General features: G+C 42.9%; 19 protein-coding genes and 1 pseudogene. 10 read left to right on the forward strand and 10 right to left on the reverse strand.

Annotated elements, in window-relative coordinates; all coding sequences use genetic code 11:
• Positions 1–187 precede the first annotated feature (187 nt).
• The 5 genes from AB3G37_RS08235 to AB3G37_RS08255 all read right to left on the reverse strand — a co-directional run bounded on the left by AB3G37_RS08235 (position 188) and on the right by AB3G37_RS08255 (position 4,648).
• Entirely contained in the window at positions 188–1,219 is a 1,032-nt protein-coding gene (locus AB3G37_RS08235; RefSeq protein WP_369790295.1) for a methionine synthase, read from the reverse strand.
• A gap of 27 nt (positions 1,220–1,246) precedes the next feature.
• The gene (locus AB3G37_RS08240; protein WP_009635261.1) at positions 1,247–2,230 is read right to left on the reverse strand and encodes a DUF1852 domain-containing protein; all 984 of its coding nucleotides are present in this window, start codon (positions 2,228–2,230) and stop codon (positions 1,247–1,249) included.
• Positions 2,231–2,603: 373 nt separating this feature from the next.
• Positions 2,604–2,900 (reverse strand): hypothetical protein, encoded by a 297-nt coding sequence (locus AB3G37_RS08245; protein WP_369790296.1) that lies wholly within the window; start codon positions 2,898–2,900, stop codon positions 2,604–2,606.
• Positions 2,897–3,310: a GNAT family N-acetyltransferase gene (locus tag AB3G37_RS08250; RefSeq protein ID WP_369790297.1), complete on the reverse strand. Its 414-nt coding sequence runs from the start codon at positions 3,308–3,310 to the stop codon at positions 2,897–2,899. The genes AB3G37_RS08245 and AB3G37_RS08250 overlap by 4 nt, the downstream gene beginning before the upstream one ends.
• A gap of 204 nt (positions 3,311–3,514) precedes the next feature.
• Complete coding sequence (locus AB3G37_RS08255; protein ID WP_369790298.1) at positions 3,515–4,648, reverse strand: WD40 repeat domain-containing protein; 1,134 nt, start codon at positions 4,646–4,648, stop codon at positions 3,515–3,517.
• Positions 4,649–5,102: 454 nt separating this feature from the next.
• Here AB3G37_RS08255 and AB3G37_RS08260 point away from each other — a divergent pair, with 454 nt between their 5' ends.
• A complete protein-coding gene (locus AB3G37_RS08260) occupies positions 5,103–5,642 on the forward strand; it encodes a DUF2058 domain-containing protein (protein WP_009635257.1) in 540 nt (179 codons plus the stop codon).
• A gap of 159 nt (positions 5,643–5,801) precedes the next feature.
• Here the strand turns inward: AB3G37_RS08260 and AB3G37_RS08265 are convergent, their stop codons facing one another.
• Positions 5,802–6,500 (reverse strand): RluA family pseudouridine synthase, encoded by a 699-nt coding sequence (locus tag AB3G37_RS08265; RefSeq protein WP_369790299.1) that lies wholly within the window; start codon positions 6,498–6,500, stop codon positions 5,802–5,804.
• Positions 6,501–6,669: 169 nt separating this feature from the next.
• Positions 6,670–7,986 (reverse strand): shikimate transporter, encoded by a 1,317-nt coding sequence (gene shiA, locus AB3G37_RS08270; RefSeq protein WP_369790300.1) that lies wholly within the window; start codon positions 7,984–7,986, stop codon positions 6,670–6,672.
• Between the two features lie 731 nt (positions 7,987–8,717).
• On the opposite strand from shiA, the gene AB3G37_RS08275 reads away from it, so the two are divergent.
• The 5 genes from AB3G37_RS08275 to AB3G37_RS08295 all read left to right on the forward strand — a co-directional run bounded on the left by AB3G37_RS08275 (position 8,718) and on the right by AB3G37_RS08295 (position 15,828).
• Positions 8,718–8,900, forward strand: coding sequence for a hypothetical protein (locus AB3G37_RS08275; protein WP_369790301.1), 183 nt, complete (start codon positions 8,718–8,720; stop codon positions 8,898–8,900).
• Positions 8,900–10,504: a colicin E3/pyocin S6 family cytotoxin gene (locus AB3G37_RS08280; RefSeq protein WP_369790302.1), complete on the forward strand. Its 1,605-nt coding sequence runs from the start codon at positions 8,900–8,902 to the stop codon at positions 10,502–10,504. The genes AB3G37_RS08275 and AB3G37_RS08280 overlap by 1 nt, the downstream gene beginning before the upstream one ends.
• 8 nt (positions 10,505–10,512) lie before the next feature.
• A complete protein-coding gene (locus AB3G37_RS08285) occupies positions 10,513–10,761 on the forward strand; it encodes a colicin E3-like toxin immunity protein (protein WP_369790303.1) in 249 nt (82 codons plus the stop codon).
• Between the two features lie 1,825 nt (positions 10,762–12,586).
• The gene (locus AB3G37_RS08290; protein ID WP_369790304.1) at positions 12,587–14,902 is read left to right on the forward strand and encodes an AAA family ATPase; all 2,316 of its coding nucleotides are present in this window, start codon (positions 12,587–12,589) and stop codon (positions 14,900–14,902) included.
• A gap of 158 nt (positions 14,903–15,060) precedes the next feature.
• Positions 15,061–15,828: an HNH endonuclease gene (locus AB3G37_RS08295; RefSeq protein WP_369790305.1), complete on the forward strand. Its 768-nt coding sequence runs from the start codon at positions 15,061–15,063 to the stop codon at positions 15,826–15,828.
• Between the two features lie 413 nt (positions 15,829–16,241).
• Here the strand turns inward: AB3G37_RS08295 and AB3G37_RS08300 are convergent, their stop codons facing one another.
• Both AB3G37_RS08300 and AB3G37_RS08305 read right to left on the reverse strand, forming a co-directional pair.
• The gene (locus AB3G37_RS08300; protein ID WP_271311552.1) at positions 16,242–17,822 is read right to left on the reverse strand and encodes an SAVED domain-containing protein; all 1,581 of its coding nucleotides are present in this window, start codon (positions 17,820–17,822) and stop codon (positions 16,242–16,244) included.
• A gap of 189 nt (positions 17,823–18,011) precedes the next feature.
• Positions 18,012–18,899 (reverse strand): annotated as a pseudogene (locus AB3G37_RS08305) (IS5 family transposase).
• 213 nt (positions 18,900–19,112) lie between these two features.
• On the opposite strand from AB3G37_RS08305, the gene AB3G37_RS08310 reads away from it, so the two are divergent.
• From AB3G37_RS08310 to AB3G37_RS08325, 4 genes are read left to right on the forward strand one after another with little or no spacing between them, the layout of a single operon-like run.
• Positions 19,113–19,658 (forward strand): 3'-5' exonuclease, encoded by a 546-nt coding sequence (locus tag AB3G37_RS08310; protein WP_271311553.1) that lies wholly within the window; start codon positions 19,113–19,115, stop codon positions 19,656–19,658.
• Between the two features lie 25 nt (positions 19,659–19,683).
• Positions 19,684–20,961 (forward strand): nucleotidyltransferase, encoded by a 1,278-nt coding sequence (locus AB3G37_RS08315; RefSeq protein ID WP_271311554.1) that lies wholly within the window; start codon positions 19,684–19,686, stop codon positions 20,959–20,961.
• Positions 20,954–22,711 (forward strand): ThiF family adenylyltransferase, encoded by a 1,758-nt coding sequence (locus tag AB3G37_RS08320; RefSeq protein WP_369790306.1) that lies wholly within the window; start codon positions 20,954–20,956, stop codon positions 22,709–22,711. The genes AB3G37_RS08315 and AB3G37_RS08320 overlap by 8 nt, the downstream gene beginning before the upstream one ends.
• Positions 22,692–23,192 carry a Mov34/MPN/PAD-1 family protein gene (locus tag AB3G37_RS08325; protein ID WP_271311556.1) on the forward strand — a complete coding sequence of 167 codons (501 nt, stop codon included), beginning with the start codon at positions 22,692–22,694 and terminating at the stop codon, positions 23,190–23,192. The genes AB3G37_RS08320 and AB3G37_RS08325 overlap by 20 nt, the downstream gene beginning before the upstream one ends.
• Before the next feature lie 406 nt (positions 23,193–23,598).
• Here the strand turns inward: AB3G37_RS08325 and AB3G37_RS08330 are convergent, their stop codons facing one another.
• Positions 23,599–24,807: a DUF2235 domain-containing protein gene (locus AB3G37_RS08330; RefSeq protein ID WP_369790307.1), complete on the reverse strand. Its 1,209-nt coding sequence runs from the start codon at positions 24,805–24,807 to the stop codon at positions 23,599–23,601.
• Positions 24,808–24,853: the final 46 nt, after the last annotated feature.

Raw genomic sequence — 24,853 nt, forward strand, 5'->3', positions numbered from 1 at the left:
AATATCGTGCGGTGAAAGTTATTGCTCAGTCCGGTTGTGGTTTAAGAAACAGCGATTGGCAAAATCGCTAAACCGGACTGAGTTTCCTTCAAGTGAGCTAATATTTGGTAAACTTGTTTTTAGCTAAGAGTTATTGGCTAAAAGTTATTAGCCAAAAGTTATTAGCCAAATAGTACTGAACCGAAAATTATTTAGCCGAAAGTTCCTTTCTAACAATGTGTGCGCCTAAACTTAAAGCATTTAGCTTGCCTCTTGCTACTCGGCGAGGTAAAGGGATCATGCCACAGTTGGTGCTTGGGTAAAGTTTGTCTGCATCTACAAACTGAAGTGCTTTTCGCAGCGTTTCGGCGACTTCCTCTGGTGTCTCAATGTTATTGGTTGCCACATCAATGGCACCAACCATGACTTTTTTCCCACGGATCAGTTCAATAAGATCCATTGGAACATGAGAGTTTTGACACTCCAGCGAGATTATATCAATGCTGGATTTTTGCAGCTTAGGGAAAATTTCTTCATATTGTCGCCACTCTGTGCCCAGAGTCTTTTTCCAATCCGTATTGGCTTTAATGCCGTAGCCATAGCAAATATGCACAGCAGTTTCGCATTTAAGTCCTTCAACGGCTCTTTCTAAAGCGGCAATGCCCCAATCATTTACCTCATCAAAGAACACATTAAATGCAGGCTCATCAAATTGGATAATATCGACACCCGCAGCCTCTAATTCCCTGGCTTCTTCATTGAGGATTTTAGCGAATTCCCAAGCGAGTTTTTCGCGACTTTTGTAGTGATTATCATAAAGCGTATCAATCATAGTCATTGGACCTGGCAGAGCCCATTTAATAGGCTGCTTGGTTTGCTGACGTAAAAACTTGGCATCTTCAACAAAAACGGACTTTTGACGGCTCACTGCACCCACAACTGTCGGCACACTTGCATCATAGCGATTGCGAATTCTTACCGTCTCACGTTTCTCGAAATCAACACCGCTGAGGTGCTCAATAAACGTGGTGACAAAATGTTGGCGCGTTTGCTCGCCGTCGCTGACAATATCAATTCCTGCCTGTAATTGATCTTGCAGGCACAGACGCAGCGCATCTTGTTTGCCGTCAATTAATTCTTGATCCTGCAATTTCCAAGGTGACCAAAGTGTCTCGGGTTGTGCAAGCCAGGAAGGTTTAGGCAAACTGCCCGCAGTCGAAGTGGGTAATAAAATTTTCATAATAGATGACCTTGTATTTTTGGTTAATCAAAGAACGGAATCAGCAGACCATTGCTCAAGAATAGTTTGGTAGGGCTTAATGAAGTGCTCCTCAGTAAACTTCCCTTGCTCAACGGCCAGTTGGCTACGTTCTTCTCGATCATAAACAATCAGAGTTAACGAATAATCCTGGTGATTCAAGCTTGGTTGGTAGCATTTTGCTGCTGCAGAATTAGCATTGTAAATTTCAGGTCGGTAAATTCGTTGGAATGTCTCCATCGTACTGATGGTGCTAATCAGTTCAAGATTAGTGTAATCGCTGAGCAAATCGCCAACAAAATAAAATGCCAAAGGCGCAACGCTATTTGCAGGCATGAAGTAGCGCGCACGCAATCCCATTTTTGCAAAATATTCATCAGTCAAGGAAAACTCGTCTTGCTGATATTCAATGCCTAATACAGGATGCTCATTGCCCGTCCGATAATAAGTGTTTTTACTTGAAACACTCAGGCAAATCACAGGCGTTTTATTGAAATTATCTTTGTAGGTATCAGAATTGATAAAACGTTTAAATATATTCCCATGTAAACTGCCAAAATTATCTGGAAGGCTAAATTCAGTTTTGTTTTTATTATGTTCTGACAGCAATATACTAAAATCATAATCTCGCACGTATGAAGAAAAGTTATTCCCTAAAATCCCTTCAATACGTGAGTCGGTTGTTTTATCAATAATATTTGTTTTCAATATTTCAATCACTGGGAAGGTATCACCCTTGCCCTCAATTCCAATATTCAACTCAACAGAAATGATTTCAAGTTCAACAGAATAGCGATCGCCCTTGGGATTATCCCAATGCGCCAAGGAATTGAAACGATTGTCAATCATTACCAAGGCGTTGCGCAAGTTATCTTGGCGTTTCTCACCGCGAGCCAAGTTCGCAAAGTTGGTCGTAATACGCGTACTTTCCGAGGGGTTATAATTTTCGTCGAAACGAATGCTCTTAATAGCAAATGTACATTCTTTATTCATTGCAAGCTGGTATCCTAATTATTATATAAAACCTGAATTTATTTCTTGCTTTTTCAGAGTTTTTAAATTTATTTTCTGGTTTTGTTACCCAGTATTCATCGTAATGTATATAGCTAATAATAATGTGTATTTTATGCCAGACTCACTGATTGAGTAAAAGTGATTTAATTTCATTGAAGCATGAGTCATCTTCATGATCTGCAGCGGGATTGGATTCGGCGATACTGCGAAGGTGGTTTTTTGCTAGTATTCTACAATAAATTCATTGGGTTATGGTTTTCAAGAGAAAGAAATTCATGGCAGGCTGTACGTCAAAAACGGTCATTTCGGCGAGTTCCTCAGCGGGAATGGCGATTTGATTAAGGTTTTTTGCTCATAAAGACGGTTGTTCCACCTTTGAACGGTTCACGACTGTCGATTTTGTATCCGAGTGCTTTTCAATCCAAAGATAATCAGCATGCGGCCATGTTTCAATTAGGCCAACAATCTCCGACCCATGAATCGCGAGATCAATGTCATGATCACGGACAGATTTGTTAAAATCAGCCGTCATGGGCGTGGGTTCTCGACCAATCACCGAAATCCATTTGCAATAGGCTGCGCGCACAATCTCCCGCACTGATTCTGCTTCGTTTTCTTCGGCGCGGCGGATAGTGATATTACAGCTCATTGACCTATCCACATTGCCATGCCAATAGATACGGGTGCGGTTTCTTTAAACCCATATTTTTTATAAAGGAAAGATGCATCGCCATCGGCGATAAGGCTAATATAAACCTCAGTGGTGGCAATTTCCTTTAATTTATCCATTAGCGTTGACATGATTTCTTTACCCAAACCTCGCCCTTGATGTTCGGGTAATACAGCAATATCAACTATCTGGTAGCAGAGACCGTCACCTATCACTCTTCCCATGGCGACGACATTTTCCCCATTTCTTATTAACGCGGATACCACCGTGTTCGGTAATCCTCGTTTGGCCGCCTCGTGGGAACGAGGAGTCAGGCCTGCTGCTTTACGAAGATGCAGATAGTCAGTAATAGAAGGAATCTCAACGAAAGTTTTATAACTGGCCGCCATGTTTAGGGTTCCTTTATTCTCGAACATTTTCGAGTTACGACTGTTGGAATTTGTATTAGGTCCGCTTACCATTATGGCCGTTCAGCGTTATTCCTGAAGACACTAAGTGCTGGAAGCGGACAATAAAAATACGATTTAACCTATCAGCGATTCGGGCAGAATACTCTTACCACTCAACCGCGGTTAAATCGCTATATTTGATGTCTAACGCGGCGTGCTGCGAATAGAAGCAGGCCCGGCGGTTAATTCAACGGTATCCGGTAATTTGATAAGCTTCTTATCTTTAATTTGATAAACGACCAGCTGTTTTTCAACGTTGAACTGGGCAATGATATGCTGACTGTCTTTGGTAAATATTACGCCTTGGCCAGCCGTTGCTGCCGGCACTTCATTGACTTGTCGGGCTTTACCCTTATCAATGGCAAACAGAGTTAATTTTCCCTGCAAGTGCTGACCCGTACTCCCCTTGGGCAGGTTTGAACCATCCATTGACAAAACGGCTATCCATTTTCCATCTGGCGAAATAGCGACGCCCTCAGGTGTGGAAGGGACGGTAAGGTATTGTACAGTTTTAAACGGGTACACAGAGGTGTCAATCAAACTCACGCTGTCGCTGTCGGCGATTTTTTGCGTGTGATCGTCCGCCAGGCCTGCGAGTCCAACATTGCTTACAACAGCCCAATGGCCATCACTTGAGATATCAATGGTATAGGGAGCCACACCGCTGCTGAGGCGCACTCGGCTATCAGACACTTTTCCACCGTCAATATTCACCACGGCAATGCCCTGTTGATCACGCATTGCGACCAGGGCGTGTTTGCCATCGTGGGTGAAACTGATACCGGCTAATCGTCCATTACTGAGCTGTATCGAATTGGATAATGTGACTGCGTTGCCTGCGATGTTTAAAACGTAAAGCTTACCGTCAACGCCAGCCGCCAGAGCCAGAGTGCCTTCAGGATTTACGGCAATGCCCTGTGGGCTGGTAGGTAAGGCCAGTTTTTCAATTTCCGGTTTGGTACCATCAAGCGCAATAACCTGCAGATATTTCTCGGCAATTAACGTATGGCTTTGATAATCATATCGCGTTGGAGCACTTACAAATGCGGTTTTGCCATCAGGAGTAATCGCGACAGCCTGAGGCGGCCCCTGGATACCAAAACTTACCGGCACGGTGTGCAATAATTTCATCGGAAATTTGCTGGCATCAAAAACGGTCAATGTATCCGGTGAAGCGGGGACTGGAAAGGTATCATGCCCGTTTACGCGTTGATATTTGCCATCATTGGCTGAAACAATAAGGTCTGCCGACCATGCTACTCCTGTGGATAATGCCATGAGAAGTGCAGTGCATAATACTTTCCGCTTAAGGCCATGCGCTTTTAAAATCATAGTACCTTCTTTAAACCAGAAAATTGTGAATCACTTTGAAGAGATTCAGGGCGTTCACTTAAATATCATTAATCTGCTCAACTAGCAGACTGTCAATTCTGAAACATGTGAGCAGGTATGCTATGACCAAACTTTTAGGCTGAGCCTGGATGGCTTTGCCAAAAATGGTCATTCAACTCAATTAGTTGAATCGATTTTTTGATAAAGATAAAGCACATCTAATGCTAAATGGTGATCTTTGTGAACATAGTGTTTATTTTAGGTTAAAGTGCTAGGCGCGTTAGCCTTTGCTGAAACTTATCAATCCCAAACTATAAAATGTTCATCTGCGGCAACTAGGTACAGCCTAAAAAATTACGGGTATAATCTCTCCTATGATTCCACGACTTTAGAAACGAAAATGACCAAACTTACCTTACAAGAACAGATGCTAAAAGCTGGTTTAGTGACCAGCACGAAAATGGCCAAGGTCCAGAGAACGGCTAAAAAGTCACGAGCTCAGGTTCGTGAGGCCAGAGAGGCTGTTGAAGAGAGTAAAAAGGCACAGCTTGAGCGTGATAAACAGCTAAGCGAACAACAAAAACAGGCTGCACTGGCAAAAGAATATAAAGCTCAGGTGAAACAGCTTATAGAAATGAATAGAATTGATATTTCAAAAGGGGATATTAATTTTAACTTTACAGATAATAATTTAATTAAAAAAATTGTTGTCGATAAAACGACTCAAGCACAGCTGATTAATGGCCGTCTCGCCATCGCTCGTTTAGTTGTTAATAGTAATGGCGAGAGTCAATACGCTATTATTCCCGCCAGCGTCGCCGATAAAATTACGCAACGAGATGCCAGCAGCATTGTATTAAATAGTGTGCTTAGTCAGGAAGAACAGGATGAAGAAGATCCGTATGCTGATTTTAAAGTGCCCGATGATTTGATGTGGTAATTAATCTTTGCAGATGCCTGTATATAAAAAGTACTCCCAGGCTTTTTATTAAGATTTAATGGCCAGCGAGTCCTGATGAAAACCCCGGGGGAGTCGCCAAGTTGGGCTGGCACCGCAATTTGTGCTCAAAATCTGTGCGCCCTATCAATACTGTCAGGTTCAAAACGGGCTGACATTGCTGGCTTTGATCGATTCTCCGCTGACTGGATGGGCGAAATGCAATTCGCTGGCATGGAGCATGAGTCGCGGAGTGCGTTCAGTGCCTGGTGATATCAGGCCGCCGTACAGGTCACAGCCCAGAATAGGGTGGCCCAACAGCTGGCAGTGAATGCGAAGTTGATGAGTGCGACCGGTTTGCGGGGTCAAGAGTACTCGCGTTAATGGCAGTAACGACCCGTTTTCTAATTCGTGATAAAAGCGCTCAACGACCCGATAGTCCGAGCGGGCAGGCTTGCCGTGGGTTTCACAAATCGACATCAGCGGGAACAGCGCCGGGTCTTTGGCAATCGCCGCGTCTATCACTCCCTCATTGTCGTGCAAATGCCCGCATAGCAGGGCGCTGTAAACCTTGGTTACCGTGCGCTGGCTGAACTGTTTGCAGAGGGCGGCATTAATAGCCTTATTACGCGCAATCACCATCAGCCCGGAGGTGCCAAAATCGAGTCGGTGGACCAGTGTGCAGCCGGGAAAGATCTGCACCAGCCGATGATGCACCGAATCAATATTTTGTGGATTTTTCCCTGAAAGGCTGAGCAAACCTGTGGGTTTATTAATAAGTACCAGGTGCTCATCCTGATAAAGAATCTCTACGTTGCCATGGCACGGCGGGGCAATAAAAGTATCGATTATCTTGGACATCAGGCTACCGGGATAAAGAGTGGGGGCGGATGATAACGAATTTCAAGGCGACTGGCGAGTCTGGCTATTTGTCTCATGAAGCGGCGGCTGGCGAGTCGAATTTATATGCGAATTCATGCTTGTTGATACAAGGCCCGTTTAAGTTAATTTAAACGGGCTTTTCTATAAATTAATGTGCTTTTTTCATCATCATGGCAGTGGCGCTAGAAAGCAGGCAACCAGCCAGCAGATAGACAGCTACGCTACGCCAGTCGCCGCCAGAAAACGTGACCAGCGAGGCAGCAATCAATGGCGTAAATCCACCGCCAACCACGCTAGCCACTTGATAACCTACACCCGCGCCACTGTAGCGATAACTCGCACCAAACATCTCTGTAAACATCGGTTGCTGCACGCAGACCACCATGTCATGAGCCACATTCGCCAGCATAATGGCGAAGAATATGATCCAGAATACAGAGTGAGCTTCCAGCGCCATAAAGAACGGAAAGGCGCTGAGTGTGCCGACCAACGCACCGGTAATGTAAATGCGCCGCCGTCCAAAGCGGTCGGCCAGCCAGGCAAAGCTGGGAATGGTCAGGCAACTTAGGCCGCCAACCAACAAACCGATATTAAGAAACAGTTCGCGTGGTAAACCAAGGTTTTGGGTGGAATAGCTGAGGGCAAAAGTGGTGACAATATACATTGTCAGCAGCTCGCACAGTCGCAGGGCAATAATTTTTAGAAACGCGCTGGGATGGCGTATCAACGCTTCCATAACCGGCAGGCGTCGTTTAGCCTGTACTTCAGGTTCATGCTGACTCTGCTGCTCAAATTCGGCAGACTCGACTATGCCATTGCGGACCCAAAGCGCCGCCAGTACCAATAGGGTGCTGAACAGGAATGGAATACGCCAGCCCCAGCTCAGGAACTGTTCATCGGTGGTGAAATGGCTGATGAGCGAGACCAGGCCGGTCGACAGCAGCAGCCCGACACCGTAGCCTATTTGCACGCCACTGCTGTAGAACGCTTTTTTCTTCTCAGGAGCGCTCTCCACTGAAAGCACCGCCGCGCCTCCCCATTCACCGCCAACCGCGAAACCTTGTATTGCTCGCAGTGACACCAGCAGCACCGGAGCCCACCAGCCAATCATGCTAAAGCTTGGCAATAGGCCGATTAGCGCGGTTGCCAAACCCATTATCCAGACGGTCATCATCAGCATGCGTTTACGGCCAAGACGATCGCCAAAATGGCCGAAGATTACCCCGCCTAATGGCCGGAACAGAAAGCCGACGCCAAAGGTCGCCAAAGCAGCAATGGTCCCCATGGCCGGACTTATCTGCGGGAAAAATTCGCGGTTAAACACCAGGGCCGCGGTGATGCCATAAAGTAGAAAGTCATACCAGTCTACTACTGCGCCAGCGAAGCTACCCCATGCAGCGCGACGGGCACGATTAAGTGAAAACGTCTCCTTGCCGGGGGAAGTCGAAATGAGGGTGGAGTCCATACTTGTCCTGTTTACACCGTTTTTTATGACTACGATTGGTCGAGGTTTACTCACATTACGGCCGACATTTTTTAGCGGCACATGAGACTACCCCGACAACAGGTGAGAGGAAACATAAATTTAAGAAAACAACGACAAGGGGACTCATGGACGTATGAGGATGCAGGAGTCTGACACGCTGATTTGCCAAGGCGTTCAGTCGCACCACTGTTAACCTCAAACCAGTGCTTTGCTGATGACGTTGTGGCTAAATACCCAACATCAAATATCTTGTTTGTTTAATGTGTTTGGTAACCCGGCAATTTAAAACATAATGGGGAATAGATCTTTACTTCAATATTAAATGATGTGAGCCAATTTGATGGGTTAAATAATAATATTGATGAAAGGCGAGGTTACTAGAATAAATACGCCGTTCTACGGGGTGCCTAGAATTAAGATCGGAATCTTAAGTTTAAATATTTAGTATGTGATGCGAGTGATTGTTTTAATGTTAGATGCCTCAGGTGTTCGAATGATTTCTACGCATGGAGGGTAAGAGTTGTATTTTTAACTTCTAATTTTTATTGATTAAAATAAGAGAGTGTAAGAATAAATAACATTTTACCAGCAGTAATAAAGTTGAGTTATTTGTATTGCCATCATGATTTGCTGTTAGAAGTATCATAAAGTTAAATTGGAAGTCAATTATTCTCGCAGCAGTTAAACCACAGTAATGGAAAATAAAAATAATGGATATTCAATATAACAACGAACTGACTCCTGAAGTTTTAGCCAAGATGGGCAAGTCTCCGCTTGTTCTTGAACAACTGGCTGAGATTGCTGAGTTTAATGATGACGCGCGTGAGCTCATCGCTGGACAACAGGAATATTGCTGCCAGCACCCAGGTAATGAAGTAAGAGTAGTGTTGTAATGGGAAATCGTTCTAATTGTTATGGACGAGGTACGGCACTGGAGGGGGACAAAACAACCACGGGTGCAGAATGCATCGCCTCAATCTCCAATGATATCGAGCATGGGCGAAGGGTTGTTCGCGTTGGTGATAAAACTACTCCATGCCCTAAATGTAGTGAGGTTGGAGAGATAATATCGGGTGAGCCACGCGATTCTAATATGGGTAAAATTGCAGCTGTAGATGGTTCTATCGTGCGGTGTGGTTGCCTATGTGGATCTAACCGAATTATTGCTCCTGCAGGGCAATGGATTGGAAGAGGCCCCGATCCTTCCATTGCAGCATGTGAAAAATTAGCAGCTGAATGTAAGGCAATCGTAGAAGCCGAAAAAATAAAACTGGCAGAAGAACGTGATCTTAATCGTGTATTTGCCAAGTCCTTCCTGCGGGGGGAGGGTTGTAACGATTCAGGGAAAGAGCCGGAGCCGCACAGCAATTTTGCTGAGATGTCATTTTATCAGGCAGCTATTACCCAAAAGCCTGTATCAGAGACTGACGTTCCACAACACGCCCAGACTGCCAAGAAAAAGAAACCCGCAGAAGATATTGCTCAGCCCAAAAAGCGAAGTGCCTTATATAAATGGTGGAATGGTAATCATCAGGAAATAGAATATCGGAGGGCAACATCCGCTGCAGCAAATGCTAACAATGCTCCGATGTCGATTGAAGGTGCTAGCGTTCTTGGTTTGGTGGGGGGAAATGCCATTACATCTGGAACTTGGGCGGTAAAACTTGGGGAGATGGCAAACGGACTCGGAAGGATCGCAGCCAGCGGCCCCGGAGCACCAATAGCAGTTGTAGTGGTAGGAATGATGCCCGGCAGGCTGAATGATGGTGAACAGGATTTCATTGATCGGATGCGACTTGAACAAATGAATGAAGCCCCAAGTCGTGTGCGGTATACGTGGGAGCAAGACGGCACAGGCAATCTGTTTCCTCGTGGCTGGCATACGCCGCCGGGTAAGGATATGGTACGGGTGCGAAAAATGGGGTGGGATAACAGCCTTGAGGCGTATACTTTCGCTATAGATGAAGATCCACATATCACCATTTTCTGGACGGCGGATAATTCAGGAGTGAGTGTTCACTCGAATACAGGCAATCAGAACCCGATAAAGATACCTAATCCTGTGATTGTTGATCCTTTACCATACAAGACCAACATTGAGGCGACAACCAGTCCGGCCCCGAAAGATAAAGGCTTTGCGGATTATATTCTTATCTTACCGATATCGAATATTCCGCCGATTTATATTTACATTAGTCAGGGACGTTCAGGTATCCCTGATAAAGATCATGATTATCATCCAGCACCGGAAACAAATGAAATTGGTATTTCAGGTCTTAGGCAAGCTAAGAAAAAAACACCTAAACAAGGTGGTGGCGGACTTAGAGAGCGCTGGGTTGATGCTAAAGGTAGGCGGATTTACGAATGGGATTCGCAGCACGGTGAACTTGAAGAATACAGGGCCAGCGATGGTGAGCATTTAGAATTTGTAGATTATAAAACAGGTGAGCAGTTAAAACCTGCGGTCAAGGGTCGAAATATTAAAAGGTATCTGTGAGGTGAGAGATGGGACTGAAATTAACATTAGAATGGTTTGATAAAATAGATGAAATATTGATCAACAAGGAGACTTCTATAGACCTGGGTCAAGATGGTAGCCTAATTAAAAAATTCAACTTACCTCTTGATGGCAGAATATATGATGGTGGATTTGATGTGTTAATTTTGTGGAAGGATGATTTACAACCACTATTTTCCCATCATATTGATTTTGATAAATATGACTATCAGTTAGTATTTAAGCGAAGTGAATAACATATCTACGGTTTCCAAACTAAGTTTTAGCAATCGGTAATTGTTAAGTAGCAGCACACTGTTTCTTGTGCTGCTGCATTTCTTAACCTCACTGAACACCTTTAATATCTTGCCAAAGCATGCCAACTGTGGCGATCCGTAGCCCTCTTTTATCACCAATAAATTGGTACAAAAGATCGATAAATTAATACTGATAGATTTTAACGATTAAATTATTATTGATCTGTTTTTAAATTGATTTGATCGATCGATTTAAACGATATGACGAACACCTAAAATAATTAAATTCTATAAATCTCAGTGACGTCTTTGTTACTAAAATCGGGGAGTATGTTGGTTTCAAGTCGAGTCAAGACCGTATTGCAATAATCTTCATACCATTTCTTTTTGGTAGTAAATCACCTCGTGGCAACTACTCTGAAAGAACAAGTGTTGTCGAGTTTTGCATTCAACTCTCGAGCTTCTGCCAGTATTTATCACCGTTGGGATGAGCACGGAGGAACTTACCGAAGCCTTCAATAAGTTTATATTTCTTAACAAAGGGCTTTGCGTTTTTTACTTAAGTATCAGTAAGTGGCATAACGATTTCCCCCCATTTGGGGGTCACTCCGTCATCGAACCAACATGACCACAAATCTGACCACCAATTTATCCCGATGCAGAGGGGTAATTGAAGATAGGCCGAGAAGAGTGAATAACCGACGAAGGCGCGTGCAGCAAGGGTAAAGCTCGAAAAGCAAAAAGCCCGCGCAAGTTTCCTTGTGCGGGCTTTTCTAAATTTGGCTCCTCTGACTGGGATCGCCTTCGCCAGTAACTGGCTAATAAGCAAGCTAAACTTGAATTCCCTTTCTGTCAAGACCCCCAGAATGACCACCAATAGTTACTGGTTACATAAATCGATTTGAGCGGTCTACGTTCATTTGGTAATGGTTATCATGGTTATATCTACGATAGTAGTGTTTTTTCTGTCTCCATCGTGGAATTGTACCCGAGCAAATACCTGGGGGCCTGTTCTGTGCATAGGTTGTGTGAAGAGGTTTTTGGTCAAAGAGAGACTGCCAAAAACAGAACTGAAAACCGCGCTCGTGTGTAAAATTCGCCCCTAACTAACCAGTTGAGCAGTTTCAGATTTTGCGTAGACTGGCTATAAACAAGTTGCTTGGACTGCCCCCCCGACAATGGTGAGCGGCAGTAATATGACCGCACAAATAGACTCGCATTGAAAAGCGACGTTCGGGGTGAGTGGCGATCAGATCCAGATGCTCGTAGGGGTAGATATCAGGATGAGGGCACTATCCTGTGGGCAGAGCGTGGCTGGCTCGACGAAGTACTCAAATCCTGAAAACGAAGCCTCATCTTCACGCTCGATTTCTCTAAATAAAAATCAAGCGGCTTATCTGGAATTCGCGAGCGGTATGTAGTCTTGAAGCGGAGTGGTGATCCCCCTCGCTTTTGGTATGCAAAGAATGCATCTAAAAGGGCGTAAAAGTTGTGGAATACGCGCTTTTCCGTGAGGTGTGGCTGGTTGACAGAAAAATATGAACACCTTCTAACCCGGCTAACAGGAAATTCCAGGTTAAGAGAATTTGCATACACCTTCTTACGAAAATGACGGTGTTAATGAACAGTCCCGATCAAATCAAATGAGAATACGAAGAGCTGACAAAACTGCCGCTTGATTCTGACGCGACCGCAAAGCGGCGACATGGTTTTGCATTCGAGCAGTTGCTCACTGGGCTCTTGAATGTGCTGCCCGTAAACCTAAAGGATTCTTAACAGTTTACCGATGACGCTGGCTCAGATCCGCAACTTGAGGAGAGTACCGATGCAGTACATTGACAGACGGCGTGTTCCGCCGCCGGAGGAATTACGGGGTAATAAGCTTTTTAGCAACGGGGAGCGGATGGGGCAATTTTTGCAACTGGATCCCAGTAAGCGTGCGCAAACCCGCGTCCCGCAAAGCAGTATTCAGTCTGATAGCTATTCCCGCGTACTGCCCGCGCTTCACTCGCTTTTTCGTGGCCGCTGTGCGTTTTGCGAATCGCAAACGTTAGCACTGAACATAAATTATTTTCGCCCCGTGAACGGCGCAGAGCCACATTACGGGCTGGCGGATAGCCATATTTACTATGCCTGGCTGGCAAATGCTTGGCAGAACTTCTACCTAGCCTGTGAAGAGTGTAACGTGCGTAGCCGTAACTATTTTCCGGTGAAAGGGGCCCGAGCGCCTATCCCCACGCAACAGATGTATATGCAGTATCTGGAAAGCGGTACAGGGCTGTGGCCAGAGTGGCCGCCTAAAGAGAGAGCTCTGTTGTTAGATCCATGCAAACTTCAGAACTTTTACACCCATTTTTCGGTGGAAGTTGAAGGTCGATTTGTCGCGCGATCTGAAGCGGGAAATGAAACCATCAATACCTTTGGCCTCAATCGCAATGAACTGGTCACACAGCGGTCGATTCGTTTTAGTCAGTACCTTGAAGGTTTTACCAGTGCCATTAAGCACTCTTCCTCCGGCGAACTCAAAACGCTGTTCTGTTTTTCAGAACTTGAATTTGGGGGGAGCTGGTATCTGCTATTACGGCGTCTGGCGGAAAAAATCGGCACGTACAAAGGGCCAAAACCAAATCTCTCTCCGGCAAGGATTAACCGCCTGTTTTTACCGTTGCTTAAAGAGCCACACGGGATGGAATGGTTTACTGACGCAATAAGGGAGAACCAGCGTGAAGAACCGCTTCTAAACGGCGAATTCAGCGACGAAGAGGTTACTGGCGCAAAACCAGCCCGAATAAGCGGGGTTGATTTTGAAAATTTCAAATCGCTGCAAAAGATAGAGCTGAAGATCACCTCTGCGACGGTAGATGATGATGGTTCACCGATAGCACCAGCGGTGCTTATCCTTGGAGAAAATGCCACCGGAAAGAGTTCAATCCTTGAGGGTATTGCACTGGCGTTGACCACCGAGGCAGCAAGAAAAAAACTCACACTTAACTGGCGTAGCTATGTGCTGGATCCGCAGTTCATGGGGGGGGAACCGGGGCACGGCTCTGATACCGCCTATGTCAATATTCTCAGCTCAGGACAGCAACACCTCAAAATGACGTTCAAAAAGGGAGGTTATCGGATCAATCGGGAACAAGACTTTAACGTTGGGCCGGTCTTCGCGTATGGTGCCTTTCGTCATTACCAGCATAAGCAGCATCGGTATGTCGCTGATTACCCAGTGCGAAATCTTTTTGAGGGCAACCTGCTCGGCAACCCACAGGCTTGGCTGTTGGGACTTGAAAAATATCACTTCAATATGGTGATCCGGGCGTTACGTGATGTACTGGCGATAGAAGGGGAGTTTGACGTTGTTGAGCGTGATGAAGCGCTGGGGGTGTGCTATATCGTCACGCCGATGCTTCAACAAAACGGTGAGTCTGTTCGTATTCGCACTCCGCTTAACATTGTCTCATCGGGATTTCGTTCCGTGCTTGCGATGGTATGCGACATCATGGCAGGGCTGATGAATCCGCAATTTAACCCTACCTTTGAGACGTTAGATAGCGCTCTGGGCGTGGTGTTGATTGACGAGGTTGAAGCGCACCTTCATCCCCGCTGGAAAATGCAGATAATGAAGGGATTGCGTCGGGCGCTGCCTAATATGACCTTTATTGTCACTACCCACGATCCGCTTTGCCTGCGGGGGATGTGCGATGGCGAAGTGGTCGTACTGCAAAAAACGGTGAATGAGAATTTGGTATGGCGCGATGAATTACCCACAGTAGTTCAGATATTGACCGCTTTGCCGAGTATCGATACCCTGCGCGTCGATCAGCTTCTGACTGCCGACTTCTTCCAGCTCTATTCCACTGTTGAGCCGAAAATAAACCAGCAGATGGCCCACGTGGCTGATCTGCTGGCAAAGAAGCAGCAAGCGATCCCGTTAAATGACGTGGAAAAGCGAGTCCTTGACTCGTTTGAGAAAGATATCGCCTCAGCAATGCCCGTCGGGACGTCGGAAGCGCATCGTCTGGTGCAGGAAGCTGTCGCGAATTATTTGCAGGAACGGCATCGGGAAACGCCGAACTTACGTGCGGCATTGCGGGAAAGCACAAAGGATAAAATTGTTGATATTCTGAAGCAGGTACTGCAATGAGAAAGGTCATCCGCACACAGGAGCAGACGTTACCCCCCTCAGCTCTGAACGCGAAGAAAAGAGATGGGACAACAGAACTGGAACGCTCCAGGGCACATTATGCCGTAGAGCGGGAGAAAAAAGAGAGTTACGATTTTGTCGCATATAAAGCCGATGAGGTGAAATGGCGGCTTAACGCGCTGTTTCATTATAAATGCGCCTATTGTGAGAGCTTCTTCTCGGCCTCCGCACCGGTGGACATAGAACATTATCGCCCCAAAGGCGCTGTTAGCGAGGACGCAGCACATCCGGGTTACTGGTGGCTGGCGATGGACTGGGATAATCTCCTGCCAAGTTGCATTGACTGTAACCGCAAGCGCAAACAGCGGCTGGTTGATGGGGCAACCGAACTTAGTGTACTGCTGGCTCGCCAGACGCAATCACGTAATTCGTCAGGTAAGCAGGACAGCTTTCCTGTCGCGCGCGGTGGGCAGAGGCTTATGCCGGAAGATAAAAACTATGTGGCCGAGTCGCCACTGCTGCTCAACCCTTACTATGACAATCCCGACGAGCATATACAGTTTGTCAGCATTGGCAACCCGCCGGTGAGTCTGGCGATCCCGATTGGCGAAGGGCCAAGCGAGCGCGGAGTCACCTCAATTCATATCTACGGTCTTAACCGACTAGGTCTCGTGCAGGAGCGGACGCGCCATCTGCGTCGGCTGGTGTTTTTAGGTGAAATGCTGATTTCTCTCGGTGAACTTGTCGAGGAGATTGAGGCTACGCCGATATCTGATGAGATTAAGGTGAGCATTAATCGCAAGCTGGAATTGCTAATGAAGTGGACCGGGGAAGAGTTGAAGCAGATGACCTCAGTGGATCAACCCTATTCGGCAATGGCAACAGCTTGGGTGATCGGGTTTAAAGCGGCTATGGCGGAGCACTAACGCGATATTAGTCTGGCTCAGCCTGAATAGGGATGCAGCACCATATTTTGTTTATCTGTTTCACAATAACCATTCGATCCGCAAACAGTTTTATACCATATGCTTTTAACAAATTCGTATAAACAAACTATCAGTCCTTGTTGTAATAAGTACAAAAAAAACCGCTCAGGTTTTCCTGAGCGGTTTCCTTAAATTTGGCTCCAGACTGGGATCGCCTTTGCCATTAACTGGATAATACGTAAGTTAAACCTGAATCACTATGCTGTCCAAACCACCAGAATGACCACAATAGTGATAGGGTACATAAACCTTAAAATCAGCCCCCCATAACCGCCAAAAAGAACAGAAAAACGAAATTACGCAAATAATTAACTTTATAATAAATGCCTTTAATAAGGGTATTTTCTTAATTTTTAGTGGTAATTTATAGTCGTGCGAGATGAGTCATTTATCAATGATAAGATTGGGTGCATACTCCCGTCTTTAAAATCGTAAACTATCATTTCTGGGTGGTGCAAATCGAATGCTTGACCTATAAATACAGATGCAGCATTAGATGCACAAATTAAAACATGCATTTTTTTTACACCAAAGTTTGATTTTAATGTATGGAAGTCGTAATTAAGCTTTGAAGAGAAAAGTACACCATCAGTAGGGTGTGGTATTGCGCCGTTATCGAATGAATCATTTTTTGGTTTATACGTAATTATTTTTGCACCAAGCTTTTCGCTCAAACTTTTTGCTGTCATCAGCATAGCATCAGGAAATGCAGTAAAAGCTATACATATTATAACTTCTTCATTTATTTCCAGCGTTTCAAATCCTTCTCTATTATAAAATACTCCAGATGCAGTGGCAGAAGGCCACTTCCAGCAGGCTCCGTCTCGGTATCTCAGCATAGGAGTATATTGACTTTTGTTTCCAAGAAATGCTCCCAGTGCGACTAATGCAGGTGTTGGACCAAAAGCAAACAATGCTGCTCGGTGTCCAGAATCTCTTGTCTGCTGAATGATTTTATCTGCAGCCATTTTTATGCTAAGGGGCATAATATATTTATGAGATTCTGGGGCTTCCCGAGTAGAATCATTACTATCGTAAATGCTATTGACTACACCACTCATTTTCAGATTAAGTGTAGAGAGGCATGCTGAAATTTCTTTTTTGTTCGGTGGCGATGCAACATTCGTGTTTATGGGCCATAAAATCGAGTAAACCGGTATTGGTTGATACTTAAGGCCGTTAAGAAGTTCATCAGCATCGCTAATAAACCTACTTCTCATATTCGATAATATTTCGGCAGTGTAATCACAGGTAGCAACACGATCTATTAATCGGTGGTGTTTATCACACAACAAAAGTATATTACTCGGTTCATTTGAAAGCAAGTTTGATAAAACAGGAATGCCACGTTCACCATTCTCAGAAGAAGCAACATTATGAGCTAGGTAAGAGTAATTTCCTTCCTGTCCTGTCAACTCATCTATATTCAAATGCTCGCCACATCCAATAAACATGCAGCGGCTATGACTAGCCATATTCACAGCTCGTCTAGTTTCAACTGTGAAATCTTTTCCTCTACCTTTTTCCCGACTCCCTTTTTCTGCGGCTACAAGGAACTCTTTTAACTCTATGAAATTTACTTCAGATGACTGCCCTCTAGTACGCAGGTATATAGCATGTATAGATTCGAGAGTTAGGAGATCTTGAGATAATAAACTATTACCTTGAAGATATGAAAGTGTTAATTTTTTGTCGTAAGCAAATTTTCTTATAACTTCTATAAATTCGACGGCTGGTAGATTTAATCTAAAACAAGATTTTACAACTTCCTTGTCACTTAAAGTAATAATAATATTTGAACATCCTTCATCACTCATTACATCAACACAATCCCATTTTATTTCAGTTTCTATAAACGACGAGAAATCTGTAATTGATGATTCATCTTCAAGAGGAGGGTAGTTAGTCTGATTAAGCAACTCATTTTTATTCATTTTGAGACTCCCGAGAAAGTTTGACTTGACTAAAATCAATGCACTTTACTTTTGGCGCACTTCTAAAATATAATCAATCTTGTAAAATATCATGTCATACCTTATAAAATCTCAACGATTTCATGTTTTGCTACGCTTTGTTGAGTAAATCAGATTTTGGATAAGCATCTCAGTAACAGGTTATTGCTATCAGGAAATACTCGCGCTTTCCGACATATCTGCCTTCGTAATTTTATTCAACCCATGGACCATGTCTAGGCCTGTGCAACTTGTCAACGAAGTCACGCAGCGCCAATGAACCACCGAACAACGGCTTCACTCTGTACTTCCCCGTTTCGGCTGTCGAACGAAGGGAGTACTCAGTTTTCCATTACCACCGCGTATCGCTCCCGCTCAAACGCTGATTCGCAACAACAGGATGCGGTCTTATATTGTACCCGCCGCTTATTGTACCCGCCGCTGGGCGGTGGTATCAGTGCCCTGATGCTCTTACGCCGAAGTTAATTGTGACATAACTGCGTATCGTAAGCGCCATCAGCTGCAGCTGAGCTTACGGTGAGTATGCCATATGAGCGTCGGGGAGGCTTTTGAGTCCGTCACATTGTTCAGCGACATAACTTCATGCGTTTTTGTATCCACACCAAGATGCAGCTTTCGTCATATGTTATGGCGTTCTTTCCCGTGTTTTTGATTTTCCACTAATCTTCACCAAAGACTTTCAGCCCTGTTGAATCAATAACCAGATGGGCGAATTTACCTCGAATGGGCGTTTGAAAACTGGCGTTATCCGACATTGCGTACTAACTATCACTACTGTAATCTGGATTCAGTAGTGGAACATCCATCAATGGAATCATTGAAACCTTGGACAGCTCGTAGATTCAGCCGGAATACGCGTTTAATCACTAAGACAGTTGTGGTGGTTAGGTCAGAATAGCGCTGGGGTTTTCCACATGAAGAAGGCATTGCTGACTCATACCATGCCTGAATAGCTTCATCGTCCAGACAAAACTTGGCAGATGGTAAGGGTCTTGTTGTAAGTGCTTCAGATGGTGATTCTGAACTTCTGCATACCATAGGATTGCCGGTGTTTAGAGGATGATGCGTGATCTGCTTCTGCCATTGAGAAAAAGTTCGATTTATTCAAAAAAGCTGATATGGCATTTAAAAAACATTAAAAACAACATGTTAGGGATGATTATTGATTGGGTGACCGATTGATTAATTGACTTTTTTTGTTGTTTTGTTATTTTTCTTAATTAGTTGTTCTCAATTATATAAAATGAGTCCATGATGTTGATACCTTCGCCAGAAATATATATATCTGTTGATATCGAGACTACTGGGCCCATCCCAGGAGTATATGATCTCATTAGTATCGGTGCCTGTGTAGTTGGGAAACCTGAAGATAATTTCAGTTGTTTAGTTAAACCACAGGGAGGCTTGGTTGAGGATGAGGCTCTTGCCGTAACTGGGTTAAATATTGACTATTTGAATGAAAATGGGAGAAATATAATTCTCGCAATGGAGCTCTTTAGTAATTGGCTTGAAAGAAATGAGTTCAAACAAAAAAACTTAGTTTTCGTTGGGTTTAATGCTGCTTTTGATTGGTCATTTATTAATTATGCATTCATAAAATACATTGGTAGAAACCCATTTGGTTTTACAGCTTTAGATATTAAGTCATATTACATGGGAAGGTTCAGAACACTTTGGCATGAAACAAAATCTAGTAGAATAGATGTTAAACTAAAAACCAAAAATATGAAAACCCATGATGCTCTTCAGGATGCAATATATCAATCAGAAATATTTAGTATAATTTCAAAAAAATAATATCATTTTTCATTAGGAGATTAATATGAGCTCTCAAGTATTAGAATTTACAGCACAAGATTCTTCACAAGTATATAGTTGGGAGCAGATGCTTCTCGAAGCTTCTAAAAAAATATCTTTAAGTCAATCACAATATGATTTAATTGAAAGTCGATACTCCCAATTACAAAAAGTTTTAGATAAAGCACAAGAGTTTTGTTTGTCCGGTGCTCATATATTTATCCAAGGATCAATTGGGCTTAAGACTACTGTTAAACCTGCCCCTGAAGCAAAGGGTGATATGGCAACTATAGATGCAGATGCCATCATATTATTACCTAATGCCTCGAACACAAGCTCGGAGGATGTGTTGCTTGCAATTGAGGCTTTATTTAAAGCCGAATCAACTGTTAAGGCTGATCCAGAGCAACTGAGACGAGGTATCCGAATCGTTTATTCTGATGAAAACCCCGGTTTCCATATCGATATAACACCTGCCATTAAAGCCTATGGCAATAATGAAGATGACGGATATGGGAAACTACTTGTTCCAGATAGGCAAGATGGTTGGAAAGCAAGTTCGCCGCGTTCTTATTCCAAATGGCTTGAGAGTGTTAGCACTGAAAAAATTGTAATGATCTCTGAATCAATAAGGACTATGGATAGTATTGTTAGCAATGAAGAATTTGCTAAATCCACAATGGACCCTATTCCGCAATATCAAGAATATTCAGATTCTCACCCTCTTGGCGCAACGATTAAACTATTGAAAAGACATCGTGATCGCTGGGCTATTCGCTCTTCATCTGAGCTTTATAGGCCAATTTCTGCGGTTATTACAACACTAGCAACCCAAGCTTATTATAATATTGCGTTACGATCTACTTCCAAACCAATGAGACCGATCGATGTGATGTTCTCAATAGTATCGGATATGACTCAATATGTTAATTATGCCAATGATGAGCACCAAGTATTAAATCCATGTGATAAAGGTGAAAACTTTGCTGAAAAATGGAATAGAAATAATGGTGAGGGTGATATGTATAGGTCGGCTTTTTATGAATGGCATGCTGATGCAATCACTGATATAGCACTGGGTTTGAGCGATTGGGGAACTCAGCATAGATTTGAACAGGAAGTTAGTGATAAATTTGGTGTTCCACAATCTATGGTAAATGAGATATCAAAAGAATTTGGCAGGTCTTGGACACTACCGGGGAGGAGGACTGGCGAAACATTGAATAAAACGGTACTGAGTGCTTTCGGTATGTTATCAGGCTCTGGTCAAGCTAATGCAGGGACGGTAGAACGCCTTGGATAAGACTAATAATATTACACCTGCCATTCAGGCAGGTGTAGAAAGGCTTAATGAAATATTTAGTGACTGCTATCTAATTGAAGTTAATACAATAAATAATAAGGAAGTAATGCGATTTGAGTTAAGCCTACCAGTTGATTATTTAGGGATAAAAAGGAAGTTGCAAATAGGTTTCAGTGAAAACTTCCCCAGTGTAGCATTAGCATTATCAATCATACCAAGTCCATGGTTAGAATGGCCTCATATCTTAGATGATTTCGTTTGTTTATTTGGAGGCGGAGATAAGGCTGTATATGGTGATCCTATTGAGGTTATAGATAACACATTCTATAGACTGGGTAAACTCATCTCACTAGTGTGCGAAAGTAAAAACTTCAGTCAAATTAAAAATGAGTTTGATAGTGAAGTAATTAGCTATTGGGCTATGCAAACTGCATTAAGCCAGCAAAAGTTAATACTGCTTAATAAGCCTAAAGTCTCAGCGCCATTATATACTTTATCTAAGGTTGGTACATTAGGTAGGGAAGAAATTTGGATTTCAGACAATGAAAAGAAAGTTTTAGAACATTATCAATGGCAGGTTTCTCCATCCAAAAAGAAAATTGATGCTGGTAAGGGGGCTTTTTATTTGAAACTTACATCTACACCAAATGTAAAGTTACCAACTGCCTTTGGTTTAGTTGATTGGCTCTCAAGTCATGCTGATGGTAACGATATTAAAGCTCTTAAAGATTGGTTGAAAAATGATTCTAATTATCCATTAAGGTGGGTGATACTTGAAATTTTTAATTCAGAGCCTGTTAGCATAATTTCATTATTAATTAAAAGGAAAGGGGTTAGAGATAATCAGAAATTTAACTTTGGATTGAGAAAAGCGAAAAAAAATCCTCGGGTAAACCTTATTGATGTAAGGGATAAGTTACTAATAACTGATGCGTTTATTCTTGATAATGAAGTTATTTTTTCACGTTCCAAAGATCTTAAAGTTGAAGACAATACCAAAAACAAAGTTCTCCTGATAGGTGCAGGTTCACTTGGAAGCCATGTTGCATCACAACTAATACACTCAGGCATAAAAGATTTGACAATTGTTGACCCTGATTCACTAGATGATTCAAACTTAGGTAGACATATATTAACAATTGACGACTTAGGGGAAAATAAATCTATAGCACTTAAAAAATATCTTAAGTCTTGCATACCAACTGCTCTAATAACAGCAATTCCTCAAACTTTTTATCAAGCACTTTTTTATAAAGACATCAATATTAGTTCATATGATTGTATTGTTTCAACTTCTGCTGACTGGCCAACTGAATATTTCATTTGGGAAATGAAATCAAAGATTAAAGATATAGCGTTTGTGCAAGCTTGGGTTGAACCCTTCGCTTTCGTTGGCCATGTTTTATGTAGTGGTAAAACGAAAACTGCCGATGCGAGACATCTATTTGATCGAAGCGGAAATTTCAGAAGGAAATTTACTCATTGGGAGAATAATGGATATCACAAATTACCTGCTTGTGGGGTAGGTTTCATTCCAGGAAGTTCATTGAGCATTCAACAGATTGCAGGCATGGTATCAAAATCCGTGATAGCTGTTTTGGATAAAAATGAAGGTTTGGGCTGTAATACATGGAACTCCTTTGTGACCGATAGCAGAAAAGTTACTATGGCTGGCGGTCAGTATATAGGTCCTGAGATAGATGAAAACATTGAAAGCATGGTGATTAGAAATGAATGGTGTGACAAATAATATCCCCATGCTTGCATGGAGCTGGTATTGGAATGAGTATGATTTCGAATTACATGTCAGTAAAAACGCTTACGATGTGTTTAATGCGCATAGGCAATACAATAATAAAAATGAATGTGGGGGGCAGCTATTTATAGATATTTCATTCAACAACGGATTATGGCTATCTTCCGCAACGTTACCGCATCCATCTGATAAATCCTCAAAACATTGGGTTGAGTTAAACTCTGATAGATGTGAATTAGAGCAGAATCTAGCGAGGAAAAATGGTTTGGTTTTTGCAGGTTATTGGCATACTCACCCTCAAGAAATCCCTATGCTGTCACATCAAGATAAAATTAGTATCGAGCGCTTCTATGTTATGAATAAGGAGGTTATAAGGTCTCCAATTTTTATTATAGTTGGAACTTCATTATGCCAAGATGGGATAAAGGCATGGGCCTATAAAAATGAATGTTATAGTGAAGGTTTAATAAGGTGATGTCCCTATGCTTATAATCTAATTAATTTTTTGTAATCCTATGCCAATACCTAGATACTGAGTAAAGACTGAAGACTGAAGACTGAAGACTGAAGACTGAAGACTGAAGACTGAAGACTGAAGACTGAAGACTGAAGACTGAAGCAGAATATTGAATTTGGTCAGCTTAACAGAGGTGGTATGCTCACCTCAGAACAATACAGGCTCTTATGAAAATTTCGAGTATAAGTCAGGATGTTTAAATGTCAACTGAAGTATAAACTTTGATACTATATACAATGTATTTATTTAATAATAACTTTACAGGAGTCCTGTATAAGAGAGCGTAGTTATACTCGTCCTGAGAGGGTAATATAGTAAGTCTAAACCCTGTTTTTGCTGACTGTTCCAAAATTAATAATAGGAGTTAATCATCAATATACTCATACTTCTGGGGGAGGTTCATAGGTTTGTAGCCAGACTGTCCCATTCGTAAGCGAACTGAACTATGTATCAAGGCACCCTCTGGAATTAATCGAGGCTCACCTCTAGGTAAATAAAATCCTAACCATGACCTGCGATTTTCCCACTCCTTCGCTGTCAGTTTCTTAGGTATCCATTCCAATGGTTTCCAGAATGAAGTTAATGAATCATGCATTTTTGCGGTTGCATTAGGCTCGACATAGAAGTATTTACTACCTTTCCGGGGCTTACCAAATACAAGTCGATTTATATTTGCTTGATGAACAAGTAAGCCACAATCACGCGCTTCTTGTATCATCCAGGCGAGAGGAAATTTTGACAGGCCACTTTCTGCTTCTGGATATCCTCCTCCAATATCTGCATGTACACCAGCAAACCAGACTTGTTTGATATTCTGTGCTACGTCACTCTCACTATTAAAAGATTTCTCTCTAAAGGGTTGTGGATCATTCCAATGATGTAAACGGAACATCCTGCGACGTTCATCAATAGCGATCGCTTGGCGAAAACACTTAACTATAGGATTTTTCTGGGTGTAAAGTAGGCTCTCAATACTAGGAATTAAGCCGTATTTTTTAGGTGCAAATACAGAGGATACTGTATCCCAGACTCCAATGAATTCGATCTGGACTTTACGGGTTCTAGTGACGCGGGCCAGATGCCAGGCATCAGCCAATGCAGAGGAAGATTGTTTTGGTTCACTTGAATTTTCAGCATATTGTGCTTCTGTAACGACATATGAGCTTGCCCGTTTATATGCAGCTAAGGCATATTCAGCAAGATTTAACTGGTCCTTGCTAAGAAGCCCTATTATATTCACAAATGCCGCCAGAACACGTACTGTATAAGCTCCTCTGCTAAAACCAAATAGCCATATTTTATCCCCTTTAATATGGTTCTCACAAAGATAACGATAAGCATTAAGAATGTCATTATCCAGGCCAAAACCTGTGGCTAACTCAAACAAACCACGAACTTTCTGTCTGAATCGCTGCCAGGAATTATGTAACCCAATAGTACCAATGCCTGGGTTGTAGTAAACAACTTGAGCATTATTTATACTCATAACACGGTAAAGTTTAAGAACATTTGACAGTTCTGCATTCACTTCATTACCGGTGCCATCACAACAAATAACGATATTTTTCCCCAATGTTAGCGTCCTTTTTAAGGTTTTATACTAATCAAAATAATCCGGA

The organism is Rouxiella sp. WC2420 (genome assembly GCF_041200025.1).
In the GTDB taxonomy this organism is placed as follows: domain Bacteria; phylum Pseudomonadota; class Gammaproteobacteria; order Enterobacterales; family Enterobacteriaceae; genus Rouxiella.

What these genes read in the sequence shown, in the direction of transcription:
- AB3G37_RS08235 (WP_369790295.1), bottom strand. Translation starts at nt 1,219, where the DNA reads ATGAAAATTTTATTACCCACTTCGACTGCGGGCAGTTTGCCTAAACCT.
- AB3G37_RS08240 (WP_009635261.1), bottom strand. Translation starts at nt 2,230, where the DNA reads ATGAATAAAGAATGTACATTTGCTATTAAGAGCATTCGTTTCGACGAA.
- AB3G37_RS08245 (WP_369790296.1), bottom strand. Translation starts at nt 2,900, where the DNA reads ATGAGCTGTAATATCACTATCCGCCGCGCCGAAGAAAACGAAGCAGAA.
- AB3G37_RS08250 (WP_369790297.1), bottom strand. Translation starts at nt 3,310, where the DNA reads ATGGCGGCCAGTTATAAAACTTTCGTTGAGATTCCTTCTATTACTGAC.
- AB3G37_RS08255 (WP_369790298.1), bottom strand. Translation starts at nt 4,648, where the DNA reads ATGGCATTATCCACAGGAGTAGCATGGTCGGCAGACCTTATTGTTTCA.
- AB3G37_RS08260 (WP_009635257.1), top strand. Translation starts at nt 5,103, where the DNA reads ATGACCAAACTTACCTTACAAGAACAGATGCTAAAAGCTGGTTTAGTG.
- AB3G37_RS08265 (WP_369790299.1), bottom strand. Translation starts at nt 6,500, where the DNA reads ATGTCCAAGATAATCGATACTTTTATTGCCCCGCCGTGCCATGGCAAC.
- shiA (WP_369790300.1), bottom strand. Translation starts at nt 7,986, where the DNA reads ATGGACTCCACCCTCATTTCGACTTCCCCCGGCAAGGAGACGTTTTCA.
- AB3G37_RS08275 (WP_369790301.1), top strand. Translation starts at nt 8,718, where the DNA reads ATGGATATTCAATATAACAACGAACTGACTCCTGAAGTTTTAGCCAAG.
- AB3G37_RS08280 (WP_369790302.1), top strand. Translation starts at nt 8,900, where the DNA reads ATGGGAAATCGTTCTAATTGTTATGGACGAGGTACGGCACTGGAGGGG.
- AB3G37_RS08285 (WP_369790303.1), top strand. Translation starts at nt 10,513, where the DNA reads ATGGGACTGAAATTAACATTAGAATGGTTTGATAAAATAGATGAAATA.
- AB3G37_RS08290 (WP_369790304.1), top strand. Translation starts at nt 12,587, where the DNA reads ATGCAGTACATTGACAGACGGCGTGTTCCGCCGCCGGAGGAATTACGG.
- AB3G37_RS08300 (WP_271311552.1), bottom strand. Translation starts at nt 17,822, where the DNA reads ATGAATAAAAATGAGTTGCTTAATCAGACTAACTACCCTCCTCTTGAA.
- AB3G37_RS08310 (WP_271311553.1), top strand. Translation starts at nt 19,113, where the DNA reads ATGATGTTGATACCTTCGCCAGAAATATATATATCTGTTGATATCGAG.
- AB3G37_RS08315 (WP_271311554.1), top strand. Translation starts at nt 19,684, where the DNA reads ATGAGCTCTCAAGTATTAGAATTTACAGCACAAGATTCTTCACAAGTA.
- AB3G37_RS08325 (WP_271311556.1), top strand. Translation starts at nt 22,692, where the DNA reads ATGAATGGTGTGACAAATAATATCCCCATGCTTGCATGGAGCTGGTAT.